The sequence below is a fragment of the Nesterenkonia suensis genome, from assembly GCF_054782935.1.
Genome location: NZ_BAAGRN010000001.1, coordinates 1,151,291 through 1,174,016, shown reverse-complemented (window position 1 = coordinate 1,174,016; position 22,726 = coordinate 1,151,291). Strand labels below are relative to the sequence as shown.

25 protein-coding genes and 1 tRNA gene are annotated in these 22,726 nt (G+C 68.1%); 5 read left to right on the top strand and 21 right to left on the bottom strand.

Annotation, left to right across the window (positions count from 1 at the left end):
* Positions 1 to 201: 201 nt before the first annotated feature.
* From ACYVKI_RS05155 to ACYVKI_RS05140, 4 genes are all read right to left on the bottom strand, one after another.
* Positions 202 to 561 carry an ArsR/SmtB family transcription factor gene (locus ACYVKI_RS05155; RefSeq protein WP_460689235.1) on the bottom strand — a complete coding sequence of 120 codons (360 nt, stop codon included), beginning with the start codon at positions 559 to 561 and terminating at the stop codon, positions 202 to 204.
* Positions 558 to 1,076 carry an SRPBCC family protein gene (locus ACYVKI_RS05150; RefSeq protein WP_460689234.1) on the bottom strand — a complete coding sequence of 173 codons (519 nt, stop codon included), beginning with the start codon at positions 1,074 to 1,076 and terminating at the stop codon, positions 558 to 560. Before ACYVKI_RS05150 ends, ACYVKI_RS05155 begins: the two co-directional genes overlap by 4 nt.
* A gap of 156 nt (positions 1,077 to 1,232) precedes the next feature.
* Positions 1,233 to 1,772: a hypothetical protein gene (locus ACYVKI_RS05145; RefSeq protein WP_460689233.1), complete on the bottom strand. Its 540-nt coding sequence runs from the start codon at positions 1,770 to 1,772 to the stop codon at positions 1,233 to 1,235.
* The gene (locus ACYVKI_RS05140; protein WP_460689232.1) at positions 1,769 to 2,401 is read right to left on the bottom strand and encodes a hypothetical protein; all 633 of its coding nucleotides are present in this window, start codon (positions 2,399 to 2,401) and stop codon (positions 1,769 to 1,771) included. The genes ACYVKI_RS05145 and ACYVKI_RS05140 overlap by 4 nt, the downstream gene beginning before the upstream one ends.
* A gap of 94 nt (positions 2,402 to 2,495) precedes the next feature.
* Here ACYVKI_RS05140 and ACYVKI_RS05135 point away from each other — a divergent pair, with 94 nt between their 5' ends.
* The 3 genes from ACYVKI_RS05135 (at position 2,496) to ACYVKI_RS05125 (ending at position 4,224) form a co-directional block, all read left to right on the top strand.
* Positions 2,496 to 2,921 (top strand): DUF3054 domain-containing protein, encoded by a 426-nt coding sequence (locus ACYVKI_RS05135; RefSeq protein ID WP_460689231.1) that lies wholly within the window; start codon positions 2,496 to 2,498, stop codon positions 2,919 to 2,921.
* 150 nt (positions 2,922 to 3,071) lie between these two features.
* A complete protein-coding gene (locus ACYVKI_RS05130; protein ID WP_460689230.1) occupies positions 3,072 to 3,965 on the top strand; it encodes an SDR family oxidoreductase in 894 nt (297 codons plus the stop codon).
* Position 3,966: 1 nt separating this feature from the next.
* Positions 3,967 to 4,224 carry a DUF7218 family protein gene (locus ACYVKI_RS05125; RefSeq protein WP_460689229.1) on the top strand — a complete coding sequence of 86 codons (258 nt, stop codon included), beginning with the start codon at positions 3,967 to 3,969 and terminating at the stop codon, positions 4,222 to 4,224.
* 59 nt (positions 4,225 to 4,283) lie between these two features.
* Here the strand turns inward: ACYVKI_RS05125 and ACYVKI_RS05120 are convergent, their stop codons facing one another.
* The 15 genes from ACYVKI_RS05120 to ACYVKI_RS05050 form a co-directional block, all read right to left on the bottom strand.
* Positions 4,284 to 4,673 (bottom strand): sensory rhodopsin transducer, encoded by a 390-nt coding sequence (locus ACYVKI_RS05120; RefSeq protein ID WP_460689228.1) that lies wholly within the window; start codon positions 4,671 to 4,673, stop codon positions 4,284 to 4,286.
* Positions 4,670 to 5,224: a D-arabinono-1,4-lactone oxidase gene (locus ACYVKI_RS05115; RefSeq protein WP_460689227.1), complete on the bottom strand. Its 555-nt coding sequence runs from the start codon at positions 5,222 to 5,224 to the stop codon at positions 4,670 to 4,672. Before ACYVKI_RS05115 ends, ACYVKI_RS05120 begins: the two co-directional genes overlap by 4 nt.
* Before the next feature lie 33 nt (positions 5,225 to 5,257).
* Positions 5,258 to 5,860: an FAD-binding protein gene (locus tag ACYVKI_RS05110; RefSeq protein ID WP_460689413.1), complete on the bottom strand. Its 603-nt coding sequence runs from the start codon at positions 5,858 to 5,860 to the stop codon at positions 5,258 to 5,260.
* A 335-nt stretch (positions 5,861 to 6,195) separates the two neighbouring features.
* Positions 6,196 to 6,268 (bottom strand) — tRNA-Ala (locus ACYVKI_RS05105).
* A 132-nt stretch (positions 6,269 to 6,400) separates the two neighbouring features.
* Positions 6,401 to 6,790 (bottom strand): ribosome silencing factor, encoded by a 390-nt coding sequence (gene rsfS / locus ACYVKI_RS05100; RefSeq protein ID WP_460689226.1) that lies wholly within the window; start codon positions 6,788 to 6,790, stop codon positions 6,401 to 6,403.
* Between the two features lie 63 nt (positions 6,791 to 6,853).
* Entirely contained in the window at positions 6,854 to 8,056 is a 1,203-nt protein-coding gene (locus tag ACYVKI_RS05095; RefSeq protein WP_460689225.1) for a hypothetical protein, read from the bottom strand.
* Complete coding sequence (gene nadD / locus ACYVKI_RS05090; protein ID WP_460689412.1) at positions 8,053 to 8,730, bottom strand: nicotinate-nucleotide adenylyltransferase; 678 nt, start codon at positions 8,728 to 8,730, stop codon at positions 8,053 to 8,055. Before nadD ends, ACYVKI_RS05095 begins: the two co-directional genes overlap by 4 nt.
* Positions 8,731 to 8,795: 65 nt before the next feature.
* Complete coding sequence (locus tag ACYVKI_RS05085) at positions 8,796 to 8,981, bottom strand: hypothetical protein (protein WP_460689224.1); 186 nt, start codon at positions 8,979 to 8,981, stop codon at positions 8,796 to 8,798.
* A gap of 135 nt (positions 8,982 to 9,116) precedes the next feature.
* A complete protein-coding gene (locus ACYVKI_RS05080) occupies positions 9,117 to 10,418 on the bottom strand; it encodes a mechanosensitive ion channel (RefSeq protein ID WP_460689223.1) in 1,302 nt (433 codons plus the stop codon).
* Positions 10,419 to 10,569: 151 nt separating this feature from the next.
* A complete protein-coding gene (locus ACYVKI_RS05075; RefSeq protein WP_460689222.1) occupies positions 10,570 to 11,928 on the bottom strand; it encodes a glutamate-5-semialdehyde dehydrogenase in 1,359 nt (452 codons plus the stop codon).
* Positions 11,929 to 12,019: 91 nt separating this feature from the next.
* Positions 12,020 to 13,171, bottom strand: coding sequence for a glutamate 5-kinase (proB, locus tag ACYVKI_RS05070; protein ID WP_460689221.1), 1,152 nt, complete (start codon positions 13,169 to 13,171; stop codon positions 12,020 to 12,022).
* The gene (obgE, locus tag ACYVKI_RS05065; RefSeq protein ID WP_460689220.1) at positions 13,168 to 14,889 is read right to left on the bottom strand and encodes a GTPase ObgE; all 1,722 of its coding nucleotides are present in this window, start codon (positions 14,887 to 14,889) and stop codon (positions 13,168 to 13,170) included. The genes proB and obgE overlap by 4 nt, the downstream gene beginning before the upstream one ends.
* A 153-nt stretch (positions 14,890 to 15,042) precedes the next feature.
* On the bottom strand, positions 15,043 to 15,300 hold the full coding sequence (rpmA, locus tag ACYVKI_RS05060) for a 50S ribosomal protein L27 (protein WP_460689219.1): 258 nt from the start codon (positions 15,298 to 15,300) through the stop codon (positions 15,043 to 15,045).
* A 70-nt stretch (positions 15,301 to 15,370) separates the two neighbouring features.
* Positions 15,371 to 15,679, bottom strand: coding sequence for a 50S ribosomal protein L21 (gene rplU, locus ACYVKI_RS05055; protein ID WP_460689218.1), 309 nt, complete (start codon positions 15,677 to 15,679; stop codon positions 15,371 to 15,373).
* 242 nt (positions 15,680 to 15,921) lie between these two features.
* Positions 15,922 to 19,179: an Rne/Rng family ribonuclease gene (locus ACYVKI_RS05050; RefSeq protein ID WP_460689217.1), complete on the bottom strand. Its 3,258-nt coding sequence runs from the start codon at positions 19,177 to 19,179 to the stop codon at positions 15,922 to 15,924.
* Positions 19,180 to 19,708: 529 nt separating this feature from the next.
* On the opposite strand from ACYVKI_RS05050, the gene ACYVKI_RS05045 reads away from it, so the two are divergent.
* Both ACYVKI_RS05045 and ACYVKI_RS05040 read left to right on the top strand, forming a co-directional pair.
* On the top strand, positions 19,709 to 20,416 hold the full coding sequence (locus tag ACYVKI_RS05045) for a vitamin K epoxide reductase family protein (RefSeq protein WP_460689216.1): 708 nt from the start codon (positions 19,709 to 19,711) through the stop codon (positions 20,414 to 20,416).
* Positions 20,417 to 20,857: 441 nt separating this feature from the next.
* Entirely contained in the window at positions 20,858 to 21,100 is a 243-nt protein-coding gene (locus tag ACYVKI_RS05040; RefSeq protein ID WP_460689215.1) for a hypothetical protein, read from the top strand.
* A 52-nt stretch (positions 21,101 to 21,152) separates the two neighbouring features.
* On the opposite strand, the gene ACYVKI_RS05035 is transcribed toward ACYVKI_RS05040, so the two are convergent.
* Positions 21,153 to 21,929 carry a lipoyl protein ligase domain-containing protein gene (locus ACYVKI_RS05035; protein WP_460689214.1) on the bottom strand — a complete coding sequence of 259 codons (777 nt, stop codon included), beginning with the start codon at positions 21,927 to 21,929 and terminating at the stop codon, positions 21,153 to 21,155.
* Positions 21,926 to 22,717 (bottom strand): thioesterase family protein, encoded by a 792-nt coding sequence (locus ACYVKI_RS05030; RefSeq protein ID WP_460689411.1) that lies wholly within the window; start codon positions 22,715 to 22,717, stop codon positions 21,926 to 21,928. The genes ACYVKI_RS05035 and ACYVKI_RS05030 overlap by 4 nt, the downstream gene beginning before the upstream one ends.
* Positions 22,718 to 22,726 lie beyond the last annotated feature (9 nt).

Genomic DNA, 22,726 nt, shown 5'->3' with positions numbered 1-22,726 from the left:
CACGCCTCGGCAGGCAGACCTGATCAACGTCGCGGGTCCAGTCCTGGACGACCCGCTCAGGACGACCCGCTCAGGACGACCCGCCTGGTGACCTGCGTGGTGACCCGGCAGTGATCCGGCCAGCTGGTCCTCGCACGCTCCCGCAGAAGACCCGATAATCTACATTATGTCAATCTACAGCTGTGCCTCGGTTCCGCGGCTTCAGCTCTGCCGTGACCGGTGAACCTCCTCGGCCAACTGTTTGATCCTGCCCAGGCGCTCATCCCAGCGCCGCCCCACATGGTGGAGCTGTGAGGTGGCCCGCGCCAGCTGCTCGGCATTCACCGCAAACTTCCGCTCTCGACCCTCCTGGTGTGCCCGAACCAGCCCGACGCGCTCCAACACAGCGAGATGCTTCGCCACGGCCTGCCTGGTGACCGGCACCTGCCCGCTGAGTCGGGTCGCGCTGCTGGGTCCGCTGCTGAGCATCAGATCCACCAGCGCGCGCCGCATCGGATCCCCGACGGCGTCCCACAGATCGTCGTCGAAGCTCTGAGGCTGATCGACATCCGGCAGACTCATCCGGTGGCCACCAGCTCGGCCGCGTAGTCCCGCAGACGCGGGAGGAAGATGTCCCACCCGCGGATGTGATCCCGATGCTCCGCGCGGACGATCGTCTCGCTCCAGCCGTGCTCCCTGAAGCCGGTCTCGGTCATCGTCACCGTGGAGGCCTGCGCTCCGCGCCGCGGCGTGATCTCGAAGGTCACCAGCAGGGAGTTCCCCGGCTCGGCCTGTGCTGCGTCATAGACCCACCTGAATGAGAAGCGGCGGTGCGGCTCCGCCGCGACAACGGTCAGCGACACGGTCTCGGCATGGCCTCCACCGCAGGATTCACCGAAGACCAGCGTGCCGGTCTCCCCCTCCCCAGGGATGAAGTCCGCCTGCTCCGGCCACCATTTCACCAGATGACCCGGTGAGCTGATGACTTCGTAGACGACATGCGGAGGCGCCTCCACCTCTATCGTTCGGGTGATGCTTCCTTCCTCCATGCCTGCGGCATCCTCCTCGTGACCTGGTGTGCACGTGTGCTCTGACATGACCGGCCTCCCTGGCGTGCCGTCGAGGGTCTCGCGGCATCATCTAAGTGCAACGTCTGGTTGCTTATGACTGCCACCCTACTCCCACCCCTGTCTATACGCAACCGCCTGTTGCACATGGAGGGACGTAACGCCTGCCAGCCCGCCGGGGCACCCTCAGCTCGCCATGCCGAGAGTTGCCACACCTGCACAGGCGGAGGCCCAGAGGACGGAGCAGAAAGTCCCGATGATGAAACGCTCCGCCGCGCCGTTGGGCTGCTTGAGCTCCGAATAGCGAGCCAGCCCTTTGACCGCGAGCACCACGGCAAGCCCCTCCGGCCACCCCATGAGCAGCGTGGACACCACCGCCAGGCGCTCGAGCAGGCCGATCCAGGCGCCGCCGCGCAGCACCGGCAGGTCCCCCTGGGCGTGCTGTCGCGCGTCGAACCTTGTCGCCGTGTCGAGCACCGCCAGCGAGACCCCGGAGCCACCCAGGCAGGCCGCCACCGTCGCGGTGATCACGAGCGCGGGGCCCCAGCCGCCGCCGTCGGACCCGGAGGCCTGCAGCGCACACAGCCCCGCGGCGGCCAGCAGCGCCAGCTGGACCAGCGCCGTGGAGCCCAGCAGCCCCAAGGAGGGGCGCATCCCGTGCGGCAGGAGCGACAGTGCGGCCGGTGCGGCGGAGAGCAGCAGCAGAATGGTGGCTGCGATGGTCACTCGTGGACCCCCTGAACGTTGCGCCGATCACAATCCTGATGCATGACGTCCATAATCTCTGCGGCCACTGACATGACCCGTCGCGTCTCCGCCCAGAGCCCGCGCTGGAGCCTGCGTGAGACCGCCTGCTGACTGGTCCCGAGCCGCTCGGCGGCCTGCGCCTGGGAGAGACCCTGCGCGATCAGCTCACCGGCCTCCTGGCTGGAGTCGGTGCGGCGGCGCTCCAGTTCGCCGAGCATCTGCACCAAGGCCTCAACCTGTTCAGCGGCATGCTCCTGGAGTCCTCCGGCACTGAGGGCCACTCCCCCCGAGGCGCGCTTGGCCCGCGTGACGGCCTCGCGAGCGGCCTCGAAGGCCTGACCACTGCCCGCGCGGGTCTCCTGCGGCAGCGGGGTGCGCACAGCCCCGACCCCGATCCCGATGCTCCACTGCTCGGTGCGCGCGGCCCACAGCGTGACCGCCAGGACCGCGCCGGCGTCATCGAGGACACCCTGAACCTCATCTCCGGCAGTGCGCTGGAAGGGGCGCACCAGGTGTTCTGCGGCGCGCGCCCCGAACTCCGTGACGGCCTGATCCACCAGATCCGGTCGATCGCGGGAGCCCCGCTGATCCAGTGTCATGACGAACATGTTCACAACTATAATAGGTTGTCAATAGAGTTACAATCATCTGAGGTTGTATGCTGGGACACAACCTTCAGCGCGACCACCTATGCTGGCCAGGATGAACGCCTCTGAGCCCCACCTCACCGCCTGCCGTTCCCCTGTCCGCCATCCTGCAGGGCGCCGCCACTCGGGATGGATGCTGCCTGTCGACGCCGCGTTGATCATCCTGTTCGCCGTCCTGGGGAACCGCACTCACCTGAGCGGGCTCGGAGTGCTGGACGTCCTCTCCACTGCCTCGCCCTTCGTGCTCGCCTGGGCCCTGAGCGTCCTGTTGCTGCGCACCTGGCGCCGCCCCTCTCGAGTATGGCCCGACGGCGTGATTATCCTGACCCTGACAGTGACGGTGGGCATGGGTCTGCGCGTGGTGCTGGGCCTCGGAGGCGCTCCGTTGTCCTTCGTGCTCGTCACCGCCGGAGTGCTCACGACGTTCCTCCTGGGGCGTCGGCTGCTCACCGGCCGACTGATCCCCAACAGCCGTGGATGATCAGCCCCCGTTGCGCCCAGCACCGGTCTTCTTCACGCCACCACCCGGAATCCTGGAAGTTCTCCGAGAATCCTCGCCCGCCCGTTGACTGCCTCCGCACCCGGCGTAGGTTGGAGGTGACAGGCGTCAGCTTTCGACAGGAGGCAGCCGATGACCGCCGCTGACACGCCCCGCGACCCACGGACCATGCACCGCGAGGCCCCGCTCCCGGCTCAGCAGCAGCACCAGCAGCCGGGGCTCACCGGGCCCACCACGCCCACGCCGGACCACGGAGAAGAGACGTGGGTCGGTCACGATCGTCTCCGGGGAAAGAAGGCCCTGATCACCGGAGGCGACTCCGGCATCGGACGAGCCGTGGCGATCGCCTACGCCCGCGAGGGTGCCGACGTCGCCTTCATCCACCTCCCCGAAGAGGCTGCGGACGCCGAACAGACCACCCGGCTGGTCGAGCAGGAAGGTCGGCGTGCGTTCGCCTACCCGGCGGACATCACCGACGAGGATGATGCCGTGGGCGCCGTCAGCCGGGCCGTCGCGGACTTGGGCGGGCTCGATGTCCTGATCCTCAACGCCGCCTACCAGCGGCAGCGGGACGGCATCGAGACTGTGCCCACCGACGAGGTTCGGCGCGTGTTCGACACCAACCTGCTGGCCCATGTGGTGATCACCCGCGAGGCAGCGCCTCATCTGAGACCTGGGGCCTCGATCATCACCACCACCTCGATCCAGGCGGTCGGGCCCAAGCCTCCGCTGTTCGACTACGCCATGACCAAGGCTGCGCAGGTCGCCTTCACCGAAGCACTGGCCCTGGAGCTCGGCGGAAAGGGCATCCGCGTCAATGCCGTGGCCCCGGGGCCGATCTGGACTCCGCTGATCCCTGCCACGGGATTCCCCGACGAGGCCGTCGAGCAGTTCGGGCAGGACACGCCCCTGGGTCGTCCGGGCCAGCCGGCGGAGCTTGCCGGCGCCTATGTGTATCTGGCCAGCGAGGAAGCATCCTATGTCTCGGGATCGGTGATCCCGGTGACCGGAGGAAAGGGATTCTGAGATGGCACGGGACCGCATCAAGGATGAAGAGCTCTATGAGAGGTTGAGAGATGACGGCGAGCCCAAGGAGAAGGCCGCTCGGATCGCGAACCAGGCCGCCAGAGAGGGCCGCAGCGACGTCGGAGCGAAAGGCGGTGACGCCTCGAACTACGAGCACCGCACCGTCGAGCAGCTTCGGGAGCGGGTCAAGGAGCTCGGCATGACCGGTTACTCCGACATGACCAAGGACGAGTTGATCCGGCAGCTCCGCCGACACTGAGCGCCTCAGCGGTTCAGCCGTTCGTCAGTCTCCCGGGACCCCGTTGAGCAACGCGGTGCTCAGCACCCCACTCCGGGTGTCCACGTGCTCCGGGTGTCCACGTGAGCCAGCTGGACGATCACCGGCACGTCGCTGCTCACGGTCAAGCCGTAGGGCACGCCCAAGGGCACGGCCTCCGGATCGATGAGATCGTTGATGCGCACGTGCCTGACGCGGCCTGCGTCCACAAGAATCCGATAGGGACCCACAGGGTCACGGTCGGCATGGTGCACCGTCACCTCTGCGCAGGCCGGCTCAGCTTCGGGATTCATCAGGCACAACACCTCGCGGCTGGTGAACTCCGGCTCGTGCCCGGTGCTCGCGGGTGGGATCCAGCCAGCAGAGAAGGCCCACCGCCATCTGCCGACGCCGTCGGACCTCCGTGGGGCATCCACGGGCCCCTCATTCATCCGGCCTCCTTCTCTGGTGTCTCCTGGAGCCCGAGATGTGCGGAGAGATGTTCGTTGACGAAGACATGCTCAGGATCCATCCGCTCACGGTGGGCCAGGAATTCCGCCCACTCCGGGTAGAGCTGGCCCAACTCAGGCGCCGCCAGGAAATGCTTCTTCCCCCAGTGGGGCCTGCCGCCGAAGGCCCGCCGCAGCGGCTCGAGATCCGCGAAGTACTCCTGATGATCCAGCGAGGCGTTCTCAAGCAGGGCGATGGTCATCGTCGGTCGATGCTGAGCCGTGCTGATCAGCGCGCGATCCGGGGCGATCGTCCGCACCAGGACGCGCCAGCCCACCCTGCCCCGATGCCGAGCCTTCACCCGTTCACGGACCAGCCGAAACGCTTCCAATGAGGGGTCGAGCGGGAGCATGTACTCCGTCTCCTCGAACCGCAGGTCGCGAGAGTTGGGGATGATCTCGTAGGAGGCACCGATCTCATCGGTCTTGACCTCCCCCGGCGGCATGGCACCTGGCTCATCCGCGTCCGGACCCTCCCCTGGCTTGTTCAACATCCGCACCTGAGCCAGATCGCTGCGCGGGTACCACTAGAAGCCCACGCTGCGATGGGCGGCGATGAGGTGCTCGAAATGCTCGAGAACCCAGTCGAGATGTGTCATCACGTTCACGCGGTGCAGCTCGTAGGCGGGCTCCAGACGCAGCGTCAGTCGAGTGAACACGCCCAGCGCTCCCAATGAGACCTGGGCCGCCCGCAGCAGAGGGTCCTCCTCGCCCGCCCCGGCGTCGACACCGAAGTCCACGAACTCACCGCGTCCGTCGACGAGCTGGCCCCCCACCACCGACGAGGAGAGATTTCCCAAGGTGGCCCCGGAGCCGTGGGTGCCGGTGGCAAGCGCCCCGGCGATCGACTGATAGTCGACGTCTCCGAGGTTCTCCATGGCCAGCCCCTGCTCCGCCGGCTGGGATCCGAGCTCTCCCAGGCCTGTCCCCGGGAGCACGCTGGCAGTCCTGGAGCGCCCATCAGTCTCGAGGAGGCCGGAGAGCCGGTCCAGGCTGACCAGCACGTCGTCAGTCGTCATCAACGGCAGGGAGGAATCCCCTGAGCCGACCGGTCGGACGACCTCCTCGGCGGCAGCTGCGGCGGAGATGACCTCGGCCAGCTCCTCAGTGCCGCTTGGGCTGCAACGCAGCCGGGGAGTGGAGGAGACGCTGCCAGACCAGTTGATGAACGTAGCGCCTGCCGTACCCCCGCTGTTGGGCGGCGACGGGCTGTGGGCTGGGGTTCACTCATGGGAGACACTCCGTGGACTCAGGAGGAGGCTCGGTGGGTGACTCGCTGTCCGGGCCAGAGGTCAGGTCCACCCTAGCGACCCTGTCCTGCCCCTCCACCTGTCATCAGCGCGTCGCAGACCGGATCCGAGGAGGTGGCACCGCTGGTCGAGCGGCCCAGGGCCCTAAATGGCATCCTCGTCGCAGAGACGACTGAGGGCCGGATCCACGATGGATCCGGCCCTCAGCCTCTCGGTGGAGGTAACGGGACTCGAACCCGTGACCTTCTGCATGCCATGCAGACGCGCTACCAGCTGCGCCATACCCCCGTATTGTGTTGTCCTCGTCGCCGTGACGACTCCTATACTTTACTCACCCGTCGAGCACAGACGCAAATCGAGCTCCTGTGGCGCTCATCACACCCTGATCAGCGTCTGACCTGGGGCGATGACTGGGATGATTCAGCAGTCCTGCACACCCGCTCCAGTCTCCGGAAGCTGCAGGTCGACACGATCGACCTCGGCGTAGAGCCGGTCCAATCCATAGAGCACGCGTTCCTGCTCGTGCTGGATATGGATGACCATGTGGCCGTAGTCCAGCAGGACCCATGTGCCGGACTCTCGGCCCTCTCGCCGCAGTGGAGCCGAGTGGTGCTGCTCCTTGAGCCGCTGCTCGATCTCGTCGACGATGGCACTGATCTGGCGATCTGAAGGGGCCGAGCAGAGGAGGAAGGCATCGGTGATGCCGACCCTCTCCCCCACGTCCAGGCCGACGATGTCAGTGGCAAGTTTGTCCGCTGCGGCAGCCGCGGCGGTGCGCAGCTCGGTCAGGACCGTCTCCGGGATGGTCACGTCGAGTCGATGCTCCTAGGTCGCCGGTGCCGTGGCACCGGATGGGTGGGGTCCAGGGGGGGGTCAGAGAACGCTGAAGAGCACCACGCCGACGGTGATCAGCAACAGCGCGGCGAGGACGATGACCAGCCACAGCAGGACGGCCTGGCGCGAGGCCTGGCGCGAGGTGTGCTCCACCATGTCATCAAGGTCCAGACCGTGGGCGCCCCGGGCTTCGACCGGGTCGATCTCTCCGGTGGCGACGTCCAGGTGCTCCGGGTCATCGGAGGAGACGTAGGCACGCAGCGCCTTCCGGGTGATGATCTCGGACTCAGGGCGCTCATGACGCCGACGGGCACGCTCGCGCGCCTCGTCCTCCAGCTCCTTGCGACGCCGCTCCTGATTGGCCTGCATGGCTTTGGCCGCCATCGCCTGTTGCTTCTTCAGCAGCTCGGGGTCCACTCGTTGCGGATCCTGCTCTGGCCGCGCGGTGATCTCGGCGGTGAGCTGATCGATCTCCCGCAGCCGTTCGTCGGTGAGGGCGTCCAGACTGCCGGTCTCCCGCAGAAGTCGACGCGCCCTCCGCGAGGCGGGGATGGGCGCTGTCTCTTCATCAGGATCCTCAGCCTCGTCCTCAGCCTCGTCCTCGTCCTCAGCCTCAGCCTCGTCCTCAGACGCGGCCTCGTCCTTCACGACATCAGCATCCTCGTCGCGCAGATCGCCACCCTGGGACTCTCCCTCCCCCAGGGTCTCAAGACCGGTCTCTGTGGAATCCGCCATCTCGTCGGCGAGGTCATCCTGGGGCCGCTCGTCCGCAGCACTCTCGGCCACGTCACTGGCGTCCTCCAGGACCTCGGACTCCGTGGGGGAAGTCGACGCGGACGAATCCTCGGGATCAGAGTCCTCATCAGCCGAGTCGACCGCCTCCCCCGGAGCGTCGTCGAATTCCGTCTCATCCACGAGATCAGCGTCCTCGACCGCATCCTCCGCGGAGGGCTCTGCCTGGCCATCGGAGATGACGGGCGTGCTCGCGGTCTGGGTGTCCTCATCGACGAGGCTCGACGCCGAGACCGGCCTCGCCGGCGCCGCGGGTGCCTCCTCGGCGGCCGGTGCGTCACCGTCTGCCGCGTCCTCGCCCTCCGTGACCGCGCCGACGGACTGTTCGCCGGCGCTTTGCGCGGCCAGCTCAGCCTCGCGGCGTCGGCGCAGCTCCTTGCGAGACACCGGCAGGTAGCGTGCTCGGAGGTCGGCGCCGCCGTCGCCCTGCTCAGGGTTCTCTGCAGTCATCTCGTAGCCTCCTGCGGACTGTGTGCGGTCCGTGATCGCGGGGTTTCGTCCATGCTATGTCTCCGCTCCGCGTCCTGCCCGCCCGGCTCGCCGGATGCCTCTCCCCCGGCCTGGAGATCCTGATACAGGCGGTGTTTGGCGATGTACTGCACCACACCGTCCGGCACCAGATACCAGACAGGCTTACTGTCACGCACCCGCTCGCGGCAGTCGGTGGACGAGATCGCCATGGCAGGGATCTCCATCAGCGAGATCTGCTCGGTGCGTCCGAAATCCTCCGAGACGAATCCAGGGCGAGTCACCGAGACGAAGTGGGCGAGCTCCCAGAGCTCCTCCACGTCCTTCCAGGACATGATCTGGGCCATGGCGTCCGCGCCGGTGATGAAGAACAGCTCCGCCTCGGGATAGAGCCGCCGAAAGTCCCGCAACGTATCGATCGTATAGGTGGGACCAGCCCGGTCGATGTCGACCCGGGAGACGGTGAACCGCGGATTGGCCGCCGTGGCGATCACCGTGAGCAGATACCGATGCTCCGCTGCGGTGACATCACGTTCGGCCTTCTGCCACGGCTGGCCGGTCGGGACGAAGACGACCTCGTCCAGCTGAAACTCGCTGGCCACCTCGCTGGCGGCCACCAGGTGCCCATGGTGGATCGGGTCGAAGGTGCCGCCCATGATGCCCAGGCGGATCCGGCGGCGTCCGGGATCGGAGGTGGCGGAGGACTGGGGAGGCACTACGTTCAGTGGTCCTCATGCTCCCGGGCCGCGGGGCTCTTGCTCTTGCTCGAGAACGCGACGGTGGTCAGCAGCAGCAGCATCAGCACGATGAACATGATGATGCCGAACCACTCAGCTGGCATGAAGAGCGCGATCTCCTCTTCACCCTCGGCGGCGAGCACCATGGCGGCGAACGGCAGGTTGAGCATGCCTCTCCCTCTACGGATGGGTCAGAACATCGCAAGTCTACGCGAAAAGGGGCCCAGCTCGCCCCTCGGCGCACCGATGCCTTCCGATGCGCGAAAGAGTCCGAACTGGGCCCCTCCTGCACGATCCTTCCAGGGTCAGGGCGCCCGTGGCGGGGTGCTCGGCGGGGTGCCGGGAGCAGCCGCACCACCGGAGGCTCGCGGTGCTGTCGGAGCCTCCTGATCGCCGACCTTCCCCTCGAGCTTCTTCAGCGTGCGTGCGGCCGTCTCGCGTCCACCCAGCCCGAAGGCCAGGGCCGCGGCGAGGGCACCTCCGACGACCACCGCGCCGAAGGCGAGGTTGATGATCGAATCCGCGATGCCCATGTACTGCAGGCCCATCGCGATGAACAGCGCCAGCGTGCCGTAGCGGATGATCGTGCTCGCGGTGCCGCCGCCGACCGTGCGGGCCAGCAGATTCGCGATGAAGAAGCCGACACCGATGATGACCGCACCGAAGAGCACCCGACCACCGAGGCTGAGCACCTCGTTGAGGATCAGGGTGATCTCCGGGAAGTTCAGCGCACGAGCGGCCATGATGGCGAAGAACAGCACGATCGCCACCTGCGCGACCTTTGCCAGGATCGAAGAGACGCTCGCCTGCTGCGGCTCGATGCCGAGGTTCGCGGCGAACCGGTCGGTGCCGATGCTGCTCAGCGTGGAGTCCAGAAGGTCACCGATGAACTTGGCGATCAGCACACCCACACCGAGGATCAGCGCTGCGGCGATGATCGCCGGGATCGCGTTGAGGATCATGTCGAGCATCGCGGTCGCTGGCTCCGAGATGGCGGAGATCCCGAGCACCTGCAGAGCGGCGATGCCGACGACGATCACGATGACGGCGAAGACCACGTTCGCGATCGTGGAGGTGATCCTCCGATTCAGGTCAGCGGCCTCGGGGGAGTATCCCTGCGGGGCCTGCTCCGCCGCGCCCTGCGCCGGCCCTGCGGCGGTGGCGCTGGTGCGGTCAGCGGCAGACTTGGCCCGGTTGAAGAGGCCGTGGAAGTTCACGCGACCGATCGTCGCCTCGATGAGCTGCTTCACGAGACGGGCGATCACGAAACCGATGAAGAAGATCACACCGGCCGCGATGATGTTGGGCAGGAAGCCCAGGGAGACGTGGAGCAGCTCCTGGACCGGACCCAGGACCTGCTCGAGTGCGAAGACCTGCAGGATGGCCACCAGGCCGAACAGCCAGATCAGCAACGAAGCAATCTGGCCGATTCCATCGCCCAAGGACTGCCCGCGGTCCTCCCCGCGCTGGAAGAACGGCACTCGGGTGACGAGCTTCACCACAGCCCATTTGACGACTTTGGCCAGGATCCACGTGACCAGAAGGATGACGAGAGCTATGACGAGCTTCTCGACCAGCCCGAGCCAGTCATAATCGCCCAGGTTCATGATTGCTCCTTCGACGTATGTGCTTGTCAGCCAGACCCCGAAAGTGTCTGACATCACACACGCTACCCAAACCCCTGGCACAGGTCCATAGATCGCCAGATGGAGCTCATCGTCTGCTCAGGCGCCTCAGCGCGTCAGTGACCTCGAAGGATCAGCCCCGGATCTGCCCCTCACCCCGGACGACCCACTTGGTGGTGGTCAGCTGTCCCATGCCCATCGGGCCTCGGGCGTGCATCTTCTGCGTCGAGATGCCGACCTCCGCGCCGAGACCGAACTCGCCCCCGTCGGTGAACCGTGTGGATGCGTTGACGATCACCGCCGCTGCGTCGACCTCCGAGACGAACCGATCCGCATGAGCGACGGAGTCGGTGACGATCGCCTCGGTGTGGCCGGTGCTCCACCGGGAGATGTGCTCGATGGCCTCGTCGAGCGAGTCCACCACCCCCACGGCGATGTCCAGGTCCAGATACTCGGTCGCGTAGTCATCGTCAGTGAGCTCGATGACCTCCCCCTCGGTACGGTCCTGCGCGGGGTCCTCCGGCTCGGCGACAGGCAGCCAGTCTCTGGCCCGCGGGTCCAGATGCAGATCCACCCCCGCACGCAGAAGGCCTCGCAGGACTTCCCGACCAGCCTTCTCCGCGTCCTTGTGCAGCAGCAGGGTCTCGGCCGCGTTGCAGACGCTGGGGCGATGGGTCTTCGCGTTGACCACGATGTCGCGAGCTGTGTCGGCATCGGCGGTCGCATCGATGTAGATGTGCACGTTGCCCTCGCCGGTCTCGATCACCGGGACCCTGGAGGTCCTGACCACGTGCTGGATCAGCTCACGACCGCCGCGCGGAATCAGCACGTCGACGGAGCCGAGCTGCGTCATCAGCTCCGTGGCGCCTTCCCGTCCCCAGGCGTCGATGCTGAGCACCGCATCCACCGGAGCCGCGGTGGCGCGCAGGGCCTCCCGGATGACGGACAGCAGCACCTCGTTGGTGCGCTGCGCCGCCGACCCGCCGCGCAGCAGCGCCGCATTGCCCGACTTCAGCGCCAGGGCCGCGATGTCCACAGTCACGTTGGGTCGGGCCTCGTAGACCACCCCGATGACCCCGAGCGGGACCGTCACCTGGGTCAGACGCAGCCCGTTGGGCAGCGTGCGCCCCTGCACCACGCGGCCGGTCGGATCGTCGAGGCCGATGATCTCCTCCACCGCAGCGGCAAGCTGTTCGATCCGTGGCTCGTCGAGAGCCAGCCGGTCGAGAAGCGCGCGGCTGAGCCCCGCCTCGCGACCGTGGTCGAGGTCCTCGCGATTGGCCTTCAGCAGGGCTGCGCAGGACTCTCGCAGACCTCGAGCGATCGCATGCAGCGTCCGATCCTTATGGTCCCGGTCCAGCTGGGCCAGGCGTTTCGAGGCCGCCCGTGCCCGGTCGGAGATGCGGCGGATCTCGGCGCCCAGATCCTGGGCGTGGTCCTCTGCGGCCTGGCCCTCAGCGGCCGGCTGGTCAGTCGTCTGCTGCTCGCTCATGTTCTCCAGCCTAGTCGTCGTTGTCCGTCCGTGAACCGGATCTGGAGGACATCTCATCCTCTGGATGTCCCCCTGAGTGCAGGATCCGCGCTCAGAGCACTGGAATCCTGACCATGTCATCAGTGTGCACGACGGGACGTTCGTAGTCAGTGCCCAGGTCACGGCCGAGATCCGCCGTGGACCGGCCGAGCATGGTCGGCAGCTCCGTCGAGGAGAATCCGACCAGGCCCCGTGCCCGCACCACACCGCGCAGGTCGGCGATCTCGACGGGGTCCGTGGCCTCGAACTCACCTTCAACCCTGCTGAGGCCGGCGGGCAGCAGGGACCGACGGCCGTCGACGACGGCGGCGACGGCGCCGTCGTCGATGATCAGCCGGCCTTTGACATGAGCAAGGTGCGCCAGCCAGGCCGAACGCGCCCCCCGACGGCGTCCGCGCGCCACGAAGTAGGTCCCGACATCCTCCCCGGCGAAGAGCCGCGCCGCCTGGTCGGCAGAGGTGAGCATCGCAGGAATCCCATTGGCGGCCGTGATCTGCGCGGCCTCGACCTTGGTCATCATGCCTCCGGTCCCCACCCCGGCCTTGCCGCGACGCCCCAAGGTGACTCCCTCAAGGTCCTCCGGGCTGCGCACCGTCGACACCGGCCGCCCGCCCTGCTCGGGTGGGCCGTCGTGCAGAGCATCGACATCCGAGAGCAGCACCAGACCGTCAGCCCGGACCAGATTGGCGGTCAGAGCGGCGAGCCGGTCGTTGTCCCCGAAGCGGATCTCGTGGGTCGCCACCGCGTCGTTCTCGTTGACGATCGGCACCGAACCCAGACTGAGCAGCTTCTCGATCGCTCGCAGGGCGTTGGTGTACTGGGTCCGTCGGATCAGGTCCTCCACGGTCAGCAGCACCTGCGAGACCGTGGTCCGGTACGTGGCGAACGCACGATTGTAGTGGGCCAGCAGCAGTCCCTGACCCACGGCGGCGGCCGCCTGCTGGGTGGCGAGATCATGGGGCCGACGGGCCAGGCCGAGGGGAGCCAGACCCGCGGCGATGGCGCCGGAGGAGACCAGCACGATCTCGGTGCCGCGAGCCCGCAGGACCTGCAGCGAGTCGACCAGACGATTGAGGGCGTCCACCGAGATGCCGCCGTCGATCGTGGTCAACGACGACGAGCCGACCTTCACCACGAGGCGACGGGCCCGGGTGATCTCACTGCGCTGCGTGATGGCCGACTGGGTCAATCGAGGCGTACTCATCGTCGGCTCTCCCCTGCGTCCTGCTCGACCGGGCCGGAGTCGTCATCAGCAGCCTCACCAGCAGCCTCGTCTGCAGCACCCGCAGCGTGCTCCGCATCGGTCCAGGTGCCTCGGCTCTCCACGCGCAGCTCCGCGTCGGGATCGCCGTGGGTGTAGACGACCTCCGTTTCGTCCTCCGCGCCGGCGACCGTCTCCTCGGCGTCCCAATGGGTGTACTGGGCGTCCATCTCTGCACGTACGGAGGCCTTGGCGTCGCGGCGGGCCTGCTGCTCCTCGCGCTTCTGCTCGCGGGTCGGACGGTTGGAGTCCTCGAAGCGCAGGTCGGTGCCGCGGGGGCCTGCCAGATGCTCAGCGCCGCCGACCATGGTGGGCTCCCAGTCGAAGACGACGCCGTCGGCGTCGTCACCGATGACCACGGCGTCCCCCGGCGTAGCGCCGATGCGGAAGAGTTCATCCTCGATCCCGATCTTCGCCAGACGGTCCGCCAGGTAGCCCACGGCCTCGTCGTTGGAGAAGTCGGTCTGCAGGATCCACCGCTCGGGCTTCGCGCCGCGGACACGGAAGAGCGGCTCGCCGCCCTTCTCCTCGCGAGTGATGGTGAACGGCTTGGCGTTCACCGCCTGCGGGCGCACTGTGATCGGCACCGGAGCCGGCTGGGTCTCCCGCTGACGACGCGCCTGCTCAACGATCTCTGCCATGGCGAAGCCGAGCGCACGCAGCCCGGATCTGTCCAGCGCCGAGACGTCGAAGACGCGCAGCCCCCGGGACTCCAGCTCCTCGCGGACCATGTCCGCCATGGCCGAGCCGTCGGGCAGGTCCGTCTTGTTGAGCACGACCAGGCGCGGCCGCTCGTTGAGGGGCACAGCAGACTCGCCGGTGTGCCCGGAGGCATCGATCACGGCATCGGGGCTGTACGCCGCCAGTTCGGCCTCGATCGCCTCGAAGTCGTTCAGCGGGTCCCGATCGGTCTCCAGGGAGGCGCAGTCGAGCACATGGACCAGCGCCGCGCAGCGCTCCACGTGGCGAAGGAACTCTTGCCCCAGCCCACGTCCTTCGGCGGCACCCGGGATGAGGCCGGGCACGTCTGCGACGGTGAATCGGGTCTCGCCGGCCTGCACCACCCCGAGGTTCGGGATCAGCGTGGTGAAGGGATAATCTGCGATCTTCGGGCGGGCGGCACTCATCGCTGCGATGAGGCTCGACTTGCCGGCCGAGGGGAACCCGACCAGGGCGATGTCGGCCACCGTCTTGAGTTCGAGGACGACGTCACGGGTCTCACCGGGTGTGCCGAGGAGCGCGAAGCCCGGTGCCTTGCGCCGTCTGGAGGCCAGCGCCGCGTTGCCGAGGCCGCCCTGGCCTCCCTCCGCGATCGTGCACCGGGCGCCGTCGCCGATCAGATCGGCCAGGACAGTGCCGTCACGGTCCTTGACCACGGTGCCGTCGGGCACCGGGAGCTCCAAGGGCGCACCGCGGCGGCCGTGACGCAGCCCGCCCTGGCCGACGCCGCCGCTCTCCGCGCGACGATGCGGCCGGTGGTGGTAGTCGAGAAGGGTGGTCGTCTGCGGGTCGACCACGAGGACGACATCTCCGCCGTCTCCGCCGTCGGCGCCGTCGGGGCCTCCCAGCGGCTTGAACTTCTCGCGGTGGACGGACACGCAACCGTGCCCTCCGTCACCGCCGGAGGCGTGCAGCACGACGCGATCGACGAAGTGTGCCATGGTGATGCTCCTTCTCAGGGGCCGGTGCGCCGGTGGTGGACCGGCTGTTAAGACAGATCGAGGACGGACCGTCACGGCCCGTCCTCGATCTGGTGTGGCTCAGTCGTCCGGGCCCGCTGGACGCGTGGCGCCCAGCTCAGCCCGGCGCCGCGTTCACTGTGCGGCTGGGACGATGTTGACGACCTTGCGGCCGCGACGGCTGCCGAACTCCACGGCGCCGTCGGCCAGGGCGAACAGGGTGTCGTCGCCGCCGCGTCCGACGTTGGTGCCGGGGTGGAACTTGGTGCCGCGCTGGCGGACCAGGATCTCACCGGCGTTGACGGCCTGGCCGCCGAAACGCTTCACGCCGAGGCGCTGCGCGTTCGAGTCACGACCGTTGCGAGTAGAGCTCGCACCCTTCTTATGTGCCATGGGACTGCCTGCCTCTCAGCTGGGTAGGTATGTTGAACAGGTTGAGCGTGCGTCGTCGTTCCGGCGCCGCTCAGGCGATGGAGGTGACCTTCACACGGGTCAGCTCAGAACGGTGACCCTGCCGCTTGTGGTAGCCGGTCTTGTTCTTGAACTTGTGAATGACCACCTTCTTGCCGCGGATGTTCTCCAGGACCTCGGCAGACACCGTGACCTTGGCCAGGTCGTCGGCTGCGGTGGTGATCTTGTCCCCGTCCACCAGCATCACTGCCGGCAGCTCAATGGTGCTGCCTGCCTCGGCGGGGACGCGGTCAAGGGTCACGAGGTCTCCGACGGAAACCTTCTCCTGGCGGCCGCCTGCGCGGACAATCGCGTACACCACTTGGGACTCACTTCTCTCGATGACAATTGCTGACAATTCTGGATCTGGCCGGAGACGAGGACTCGACGACGGTCATGTGGGACTCGCGGAACGGCTGAGGAGCTCAGGCGTGCGGGTCGTCGGACTGCCGGTGTACTCATACTCTTCCGAGCGCAGAAGACGTGCTGGTGCCGATGACACCAGGGATCCACTTTACGGGATGAAGTGCTCAGCAGCAACTGGGAGTCGCCGCGACACGCCGGTCACCGCGAGGAATCCGCATCTGCCTGATCTCCGGTGTCTGCGCCGGATCCGTCCTCAGCTCCCGAGGCCTCCTCATCGGCCCGCGGAGAGGTCTGGCTGATCTCCTCAGCACTGACGCCGACGCCGAACATCACCGGCTCACCGGCCGAGCCCGCAGGCGCCGAGGATTCCTCCGTCCCTCCCGTGGAGACCGTGCTGCTGAAGGTCCGGCTGGGGCCGGTGACCGCGGCGGCGACCTCATGCACCTCGCCGCCGGCCCCCTGGGCGGATCCAGCGGCTCGGCGCCGACGACGGCCGGCAGGACGGCCGGCAGGACGGCCGGCTGAGGCGGCTGGGGAGGAGGACTTCTCCTGCTCCCCGGACTCACCGTCACCGGCGCGGGAGGCCAGCGCCTCGTCCAGAGAGTCCAGCGAGACAGGCCGGCTCGCCTCCGACGAACCCGTGGTCTCTGCCGCCGCGCCGGACTCCCCGCGCGGAACCGGCACCGGTTCACCACCGATGGTGAGCACCGGCGTCTGCCCCGCATCTGAGCCTTCGTCTGCCGACGCCGAGCTCCGGGCCTCGCCCCCGGCGGAGTCGGGCTGACCGCCGCCGGTGGCCCGACGTGGCTTGCGTCCGCGTCGACGGCGTCCGGAGCCGGGCTCCTCCTCTGCGACGGTCCCGGCCGCAGAATCCTTCTCCCCGATGTTCTTGGCCGGTGAGCCCTTGGCCGGTGAATCCTTGGCCGGTGAATCCTTGGCCTGGGTGTCCTCCTCCGCGTGGCCCGTCGTCGCGGCCGCCACCTGGGCAAGTGCCTGGCGGGCTTTCTCCTGCTTCTGCCGATCCTCGGAGCTGAGCTCGCCCGACGGCTGGTCACCGCCGCCGGACTGGGGCTTGCCGCCCTTCTTGCGCCGCTTCTTCGAGCCCTTGCCGGAGCGCACCTCCCCCTGGGAAGTGTAGGACGGGGTGTTCCCCACCGGTTCCCCGTGGGTGATCATCCCCCGACCTGCGCAATGCTCGCAGGGCTCGGAGAACACCTCCAGCAGGCCCGTTCCCATGCGCTTGCGGGTCATCTGGACCAGCCCCAGGGAGGTCACCTCGGCGACCTGATGCTTGGTGCGGTCCCGGCCGAGGCACTCGACCAGCCGACGCAGGACCAGGTCCCGATTGGACTCGAGGACCATATCGATGAAGTCGATGACGATGATGCCGCCGATGTCGCGCAGCCGCAGCTGACGGACCAGCTCCTCGGCCGCCTCCAGGTTGTTGCGAGTGACGGTCTCCTCGAGGTTTCCCCCGGAACCGGTGAACTTGCCGGTGTTGACGTCGACGACTGTCATCGCTTCGGTCCGGTCGAAGACCAGGGAGCCTCCCGACGGCAGGTTGACCTTACGGTCCAGGGCCTTGGCGAGCTGCTCATCGATCCGGTGATGGCTGAAGATGTCATCGGCCTGCTGGCCCTCTGGTTCCCAACGATGCAGCCTGTCCAACAGGTGCGGCGCCACATAGGTCACATAGGCCTCGACGTTGTCCCAGGTCTCCTCCCCCTGGATCTCCATGGAGGAGAAGTCCTCGTTGAAGACGTCGCGCACGACCTTGATGGTCAGGTCCGGCTCGCTGTAGAGCAGCTCCGGAGCCAGCACCTTGCGGTCGGCCTTCTGCGCCTGGATCGTCTCCCAGAGGGCGCGGAGGCGGTTGATGTCGTTGGTGAGTTCCTCCTCAGAGGCACCTTCGGCCGCGGTGCGCACGATCACGCCCGCGTTGTTGGGCATGTGCTCCTTGAGTATCTTCTTCAGCCGCGAACGCTCCGTGTCCGGCAGCTTCCGCGAGATGCCGGTCATGGAGCCGCCCGGGACGAAGACGAGGTACCGGCCGGGCAGCGAGACCTGGCTGGTCAGCCGAGCGCCCTTGTGACCGACCGGGTCCTTGGTGACCTGCACCAGCACAGAGTCGCCGGACTTCAGGGCGTTCTCGATCTTCCGGGGTGCCCCGTCGAGGTTCGCGGCGTCCCAGTCCACCTCGCCGGCATAGAGCACCGCGTTGCGGCCCCGTCCGATGTCGACGAACGCCGCCTCCATGGAGGGAAGCACGTTCTGGACCTTGCCGAGGTACACATTGCCGATCAGCGAGTCCTGCTGGGTGTTCGAGACGTAGTGCTCGGCGAGCACCCCGTCCTCGAGCACTCCGATCTGGATCCGTTCGCCCTTCTGCCGGACGATCATCTTCCGGTCCACCGACTCCCGGCGGGCGAGGAACTCAGCTTCGGTGATGACCTGCCGCCGACGGCCAGTCTCCCGGGAGGCACGTCGGCGCTGGCGCTTGGCCTCCAGCCGGGTGGATCCCTTCAGGCTCGTGACCTTGTCCGGGGCGGTCGACTCGGAGACCTCACGGGGGGCCCGGACCCGGGTCACCGTGTGCTCCGGATCATCCCCGTCACCCCCGGAGACCTCCATGTCCACGGAACCGCGTCGGCGGCGACGTCGGCGACGGATCACCTGACCGTCCTCATCCCGGGGCTCGTCTCCCTGCTCCTCCTCGCCGGGGGAGCCTCCGTCGGCCGACTCACCCTGTCCGGTGCGCTTCGCGGAATCCCCCCGGGAGTCGGCGGCGGAGCCGTCCTCGCCGTCACCCTGCTGGCGGCTGCGGCCGCGGCCGCCGCGGCGACGCTTGCGCCGCGAACGGCGCTGCCCGCCGCCCGACTCTCCGTCCCCGGACTCCTCCTCCGTGTCAGCGGACGAATCGTCCGCGGAGGCCTGCCGACCCTCTGCGGAGGAGTCGTCGTGCTCTGCGCGGGACGCCCGACGGCCGCCGCGCCGCGGCTCCTCCGTGGGGTCGGCCTCGCCCTCGGCCGGAGAGTCGTGGTCAGGGTGCTGGTCACGGTCCTGGTCACGGTCCTGATCGTGGTCCGGCTGGGACCGGCGGACCTGCTGGACGGCTGAGAGATCCGGCGCCTGGAAGAGGACGGCCACCGGATCGGCAGCCACCGATTCTGCGCCCTGCCCACTCTGCGCGGAGGTGGTGCCGTGGTCAGGCCCCTGCGGCTCCGATGCGTCGGAGTCCTGGTCCGCGTCCTGGTCGGTGTCCTGGTCGGCCTCTCGGGCTGTGCCCCCGCCGCTCTGCCCGTCCTGCGTCCCGTGGTCCGGCGCGTCCGTTCCGTCCTCCCCGGACTGCGGGCCGTCCTGCAGGGTCCCGGGCGGCGGGCTGAACGGGTCGAAGATCTCTGCGCCGGAGGTGTCCTGTGTCGACGCCGCGTCCTGCGGCGTGTCTGTGTGCGACATTGTTCTGTTGCTCCATGCCCACGCCGAGGGGGCCACACCCACCCTCGCGTCGGCTGCTTGTACGGTCATTCCTTCGGCCGCATGCCCGCTCTGTCACAGCGGATGCGTCCGAGGCACATCGTCATCGTCTGCAAAACCTGCTCTCGCAGCCTCGCGGTCCACGCCGGGCGCTGACAGCGGGTTCTCCACTGTGCGCTCTTCACGGCCTGTCCGCGAACACTCACTCCGCAGCCCCTCCGCACCCACGCAGAGTCGGGAGCATACAAGACCCCCGGGGCGTCGGCGGCGGCATCTTGCGCCTTCTCATCCATCGTCTTCTCGGATCCGTGCGGACTCGGGGCGGTCCCCCTCGTCCACGACGGGTGCCGGCGTCGCCTGGGCCCGTGCGTGCGGTGCGGATGTGCAGTTGTCGAAGCAGTCAAGCTCATCCGACGTCCGGGTGTGGTCCGCACGTCGGTGATCCTCAGTATCGCACACTGAGGAGCACTCTCTCGGGAAGCATGCAGGAGAGACCCGTACAATTCCAGCCATGGCAGTCGACATGAACGCACCCTCCGAGCCGGATCAGCGCGCCAGGACACCGGCCGGGGCAGGGACGGAGCAGTCCGCCGATCCCCCCGGAGCGGCTGGCTCCGTTGCGCCCGGCGAGTCGGTGCCGGGCGGCCCCTTCGGGCCGCGAGCACTGGCGGTCTGGCTGATGGTGACCGGTCTGGTGGGAGCCGCGGCCAGCTTTCTGCTGCTCCACGAACGCGTCCAGCTCTGGCAGGACCCCGACCACATCACCGCCTGTGACGTGAACCCCTGGGTCTCCTGCGGGGAGGTCATGGCTTCCTGGCAGGCGTCCACCTTCGGCTTCCCGAACATCTTCATCGGAGTTGTGGCCTTCCCGGTGGTGATCGCCCTGGCCGTGACACTGCTGGCCGGACTGCGCCCGCCGCGCTGGTTCTGGCTCGGGCTGCAGGCGGGAGTGGTCTTCGCCTTCGGATTCTGCGTGTGGCTCTGGTCCCAGGCTGTGTATGCGATCGGTGCCCTGTGCCCGTACTGCATGATCGTCTGGGCGGCGGTGATCCCGATGACCGTGGCGGTGACCGCGCGGAACATCCTCGCCGGCGACCTTCCGTCCTCGCCGCGGCTCCGTCGGCTGACCGCCGACTGGTGGTGGGTGGTGATGGCAGTGATCGTCCTGCTGGTCGTCGCCTCCATCGCGATCGAGCTGCCCCACGCGCTGGGCCTCTGAGCACTGGGCCTCTGAGCTCTGGACCTCTGCGTCGCATGAGTCGAGCCGCACCTGCTCGCCGCGGCCGGTGAGCGAGCTGACCTGCGGTCTTGTCCCCTCGTGCGGGCGCTACCTCTCCCCGGTTCCCCCGGGGGTGGGGCCATGACGTGCGGAGCACCTCGCCAGTCCTGGAGACTCCTCGTGACGTCCCGGACTGTGACCGTCGCTGGAGATCGCCGTCGAAGGAGCCGCACCGGTGATCCCCACACGGCACGCCCAGCGCCCACAGCGCGTCCACAGCGCACACGCATCGAGCACCGGAGAACCTCCGGGACCGTCTCCCGAGACGGCGGCACCTGAGAGGCGGAGAACAGCGTCTACCTCGTCGGCGACGACGAAGGCCTCATCATCGACCCCGCCGACGACGCCGAAACCGTCACCCGAGCCGTCGGAGACCGCACTGTGCTGGCCATCCTGCTCCCCCATGACCACGGACCGGCGCCCTTCTCCGGAGACACCCTCGTCCAGGACGACCCCGGAGCCACCGGACGCCCCAGCAGCTTCGAGACGATCATCAGCTCCATCCGAGACCGGATCGTCACCGACCTGCCGGCGCAGACCGAGACGCGCACCGGAGACAGAGACACCACCCGCGTCGACCAGGAGAGGCCCCACCTGCAGGACTGGATCGACCGCGGCCGCTGACACCTTCGTCTGTCGACTGCCTCTGCGGGTCTGCCGCAAGGGTCTGCTGGCCTCACCGTGCCGTGACGGCGTCATCCTGCTCCGGGATAAGCTGCCAGTGCCGTCGATAGGCATCCAGCACGGCGGCCTCGACGGCGTCCACCGCCAGTCCGGGGACGATCTCATCGGCGGCGCCGGCGGTCAGCGGGTCCCACGGGATGTCCAGGTGATCGTAGACCTCCCCGAGGACGCGTCTGATCGACGGACCCCCGGCGACGACGATGACCGAGGAGAACAGCCACCCGCTGGCGATCACGCGCTGGGCGGTGCCGATGACCTTCACCCGCCGATCCGCGGCCCACGGGCCGCTCTCGCCCCGGCCCACCGCGTGCCCGGACTCTCGGCCGGCGCAGTACTCACCGGGGATCTCCCCGAGACGAGCGTCCAGTCCACACGAGACGAGGGCCTCGGTGAGCATGCCCCCGAAGGCGGCGAAGCGGTCCTGCGACTCCACGATAGGATCGGCATCCGGTTCGATATGGTCCACCACCAGGCATCCCGGGTGATAGGCCGCCGCCCGACCGCCGGCTCGGCGCACCAGCGGCTCGAAACCGAGTCGACGACTCGCCTCCTCGGCCGCGGCGAAACCTGAAAGCCGCCGGTCCCGTTGTCCGAAGGCCACCGTCGGGCGAGGACGGTAGAGCCGCAGCATCGCAGAGGTGGAACCGTCCCGTGTCCCCTGGAGCAGGGAGATGGCCTCGTCCAGGTCCGCGGCCGCACCGAGTGACTCCGCCCGCCGACGCAGAAGAAGCTTCGGCGTCGTCAGAGGCCGTCGTCGAGAACGCCTCACAGCGGACGGACGGTGAGGATCTGCTCAGCCCGACCGAAGGGGCCCTGCAGGTCATGCAGCACCGAGGACGTCAGGCCGACGCCGTCGGCGCCGAAGGTCTGGGAGGTCTGCAGACCCAGCCACTCGCCGACGGGCGCACGGTGCAGGTGGATCTGCAGGTCGACATTGGGAAACATCCAGGAGTCCGGCCCCGGAGGCACCCGCGGTGCGACGCCGTTGGCGGTGTCCACCATCCCCAGCAGTCGCACCAAGGACGAGGCTTCGACGCCGGAGACCATCTCATAGGGATTGCGCAACCAGGTGACCCCGCGGCCGGGACGGTGCTCCTCCCCCACACGGATCTCCAAGGAGCTGATGTATCCGCCGGGCCAGAGCTGCTGGCCGTCCCAGACGGCAAGCTCATCCGGCCCGACGATCGGTGCATCCTCGGTCGCAACCACCGCCGTGGTGTCGGAGGTCTGCAGCCGCCACCCCCGGGCCACCACCGCAGTGCGGCCCTGGGCGGTCATCTCCGCCTCGACCAGCTCGATGGTCCGCCCCGGGCGGATCATCCGAGTGGTGACCTCCACCTCCCCCGCATGGATGATCCCGTGGATGTCCAGGCTCAGCCGAGCCAGGCGGAGGTCCTCGCGTGGCTGGAAGCGCTCCAGCACGTGCGTGAGCAGCCCGGTGGCAGGCGCCATGTGCTGCTCATGCGGGTTCCACGCCCCCTGAGAATGGATGGTGGAGCGGTACCGGCCCTCACCGAGGGACTCGTAGAAGAAGTCCCCCTCGGCGAGCACCGGCATCGGCTGCGT

What these genes read in the sequence shown, in the direction of transcription:
- ACYVKI_RS05155 (WP_460689235.1), bottom strand. Translation starts at nt 561, where the DNA reads ATGAGTCTGCCGGATGTCGATCAGCCTCAGAGCTTCGACGACGATCTG.
- ACYVKI_RS05150 (WP_460689234.1), bottom strand. Translation starts at nt 1,076, where the DNA reads ATGTCAGAGCACACGTGCACACCAGGTCACGAGGAGGATGCCGCAGGC.
- ACYVKI_RS05140 (WP_460689232.1), bottom strand. Translation starts at nt 2,401, where the DNA reads ATGTTCGTCATGACACTGGATCAGCGGGGCTCCCGCGATCGACCGGAT.
- ACYVKI_RS05135 (WP_460689231.1), top strand. Translation starts at nt 2,496, where the DNA reads ATGAACGCCTCTGAGCCCCACCTCACCGCCTGCCGTTCCCCTGTCCGC.
- ACYVKI_RS05130 (WP_460689230.1), top strand. Translation starts at nt 3,072, where the DNA reads ATGACCGCCGCTGACACGCCCCGCGACCCACGGACCATGCACCGCGAG.
- ACYVKI_RS05125 (WP_460689229.1), top strand. Translation starts at nt 3,967, where the DNA reads ATGGCACGGGACCGCATCAAGGATGAAGAGCTCTATGAGAGGTTGAGA.
- ACYVKI_RS05120 (WP_460689228.1), bottom strand. Translation starts at nt 4,673, where the DNA reads ATGAATGAGGGGCCCGTGGATGCCCCACGGAGGTCCGACGGCGTCGGC.
- ACYVKI_RS05115 (WP_460689227.1), bottom strand. Translation starts at nt 5,224, where the DNA reads ATGTTGAACAAGCCAGGGGAGGGTCCGGACGCGGATGAGCCAGGTGCC.
- ACYVKI_RS05095 (WP_460689225.1), bottom strand. Translation starts at nt 8,056, where the DNA reads ATGACTGCAGAGAACCCTGAGCAGGGCGACGGCGGCGCCGACCTCCGA.
- nadD (WP_460689412.1), bottom strand. Translation starts at nt 8,730, where the DNA reads ATGGGCGGCACCTTCGACCCGATCCACCATGGGCACCTGGTGGCCGCC.
- ACYVKI_RS05085 (WP_460689224.1), bottom strand. Translation starts at nt 8,981, where the DNA reads ATGCTCAACCTGCCGTTCGCCGCCATGGTGCTCGCCGCCGAGGGTGAA.
- ACYVKI_RS05080 (WP_460689223.1), bottom strand. Translation starts at nt 10,418, where the DNA reads ATGAACCTGGGCGATTATGACTGGCTCGGGCTGGTCGAGAAGCTCGTC.
- ACYVKI_RS05075 (WP_460689222.1), bottom strand. Translation starts at nt 11,928, where the DNA reads ATGAGCGAGCAGCAGACGACTGACCAGCCGGCCGCTGAGGGCCAGGCC.
- proB (WP_460689221.1), bottom strand. Translation starts at nt 13,171, where the DNA reads ATGAGTACGCCTCGATTGACCCAGTCGGCCATCACGCAGCGCAGTGAG.
- obgE (WP_460689220.1), bottom strand. Translation starts at nt 14,889, where the DNA reads ATGGCACACTTCGTCGATCGCGTCGTGCTGCACGCCTCCGGCGGTGAC.
- rpmA (WP_460689219.1), bottom strand. Translation starts at nt 15,300, where the DNA reads ATGGCACATAAGAAGGGTGCGAGCTCTACTCGCAACGGTCGTGACTCG.
- ACYVKI_RS05050 (WP_460689217.1), bottom strand. Translation starts at nt 19,179, where the DNA reads ATGTCGCACACAGACACGCCGCAGGACGCGGCGTCGACACAGGACACC.
- ACYVKI_RS05045 (WP_460689216.1), top strand. Translation starts at nt 19,709, where the DNA reads ATGGCAGTCGACATGAACGCACCCTCCGAGCCGGATCAGCGCGCCAGG.
- ACYVKI_RS05030 (WP_460689411.1), bottom strand. Translation starts at nt 22,717, where the DNA reads ATGCCGGTGCTCGCCGAGGGGGACTTCTTCTACGAGTCCCTCGGTGAG.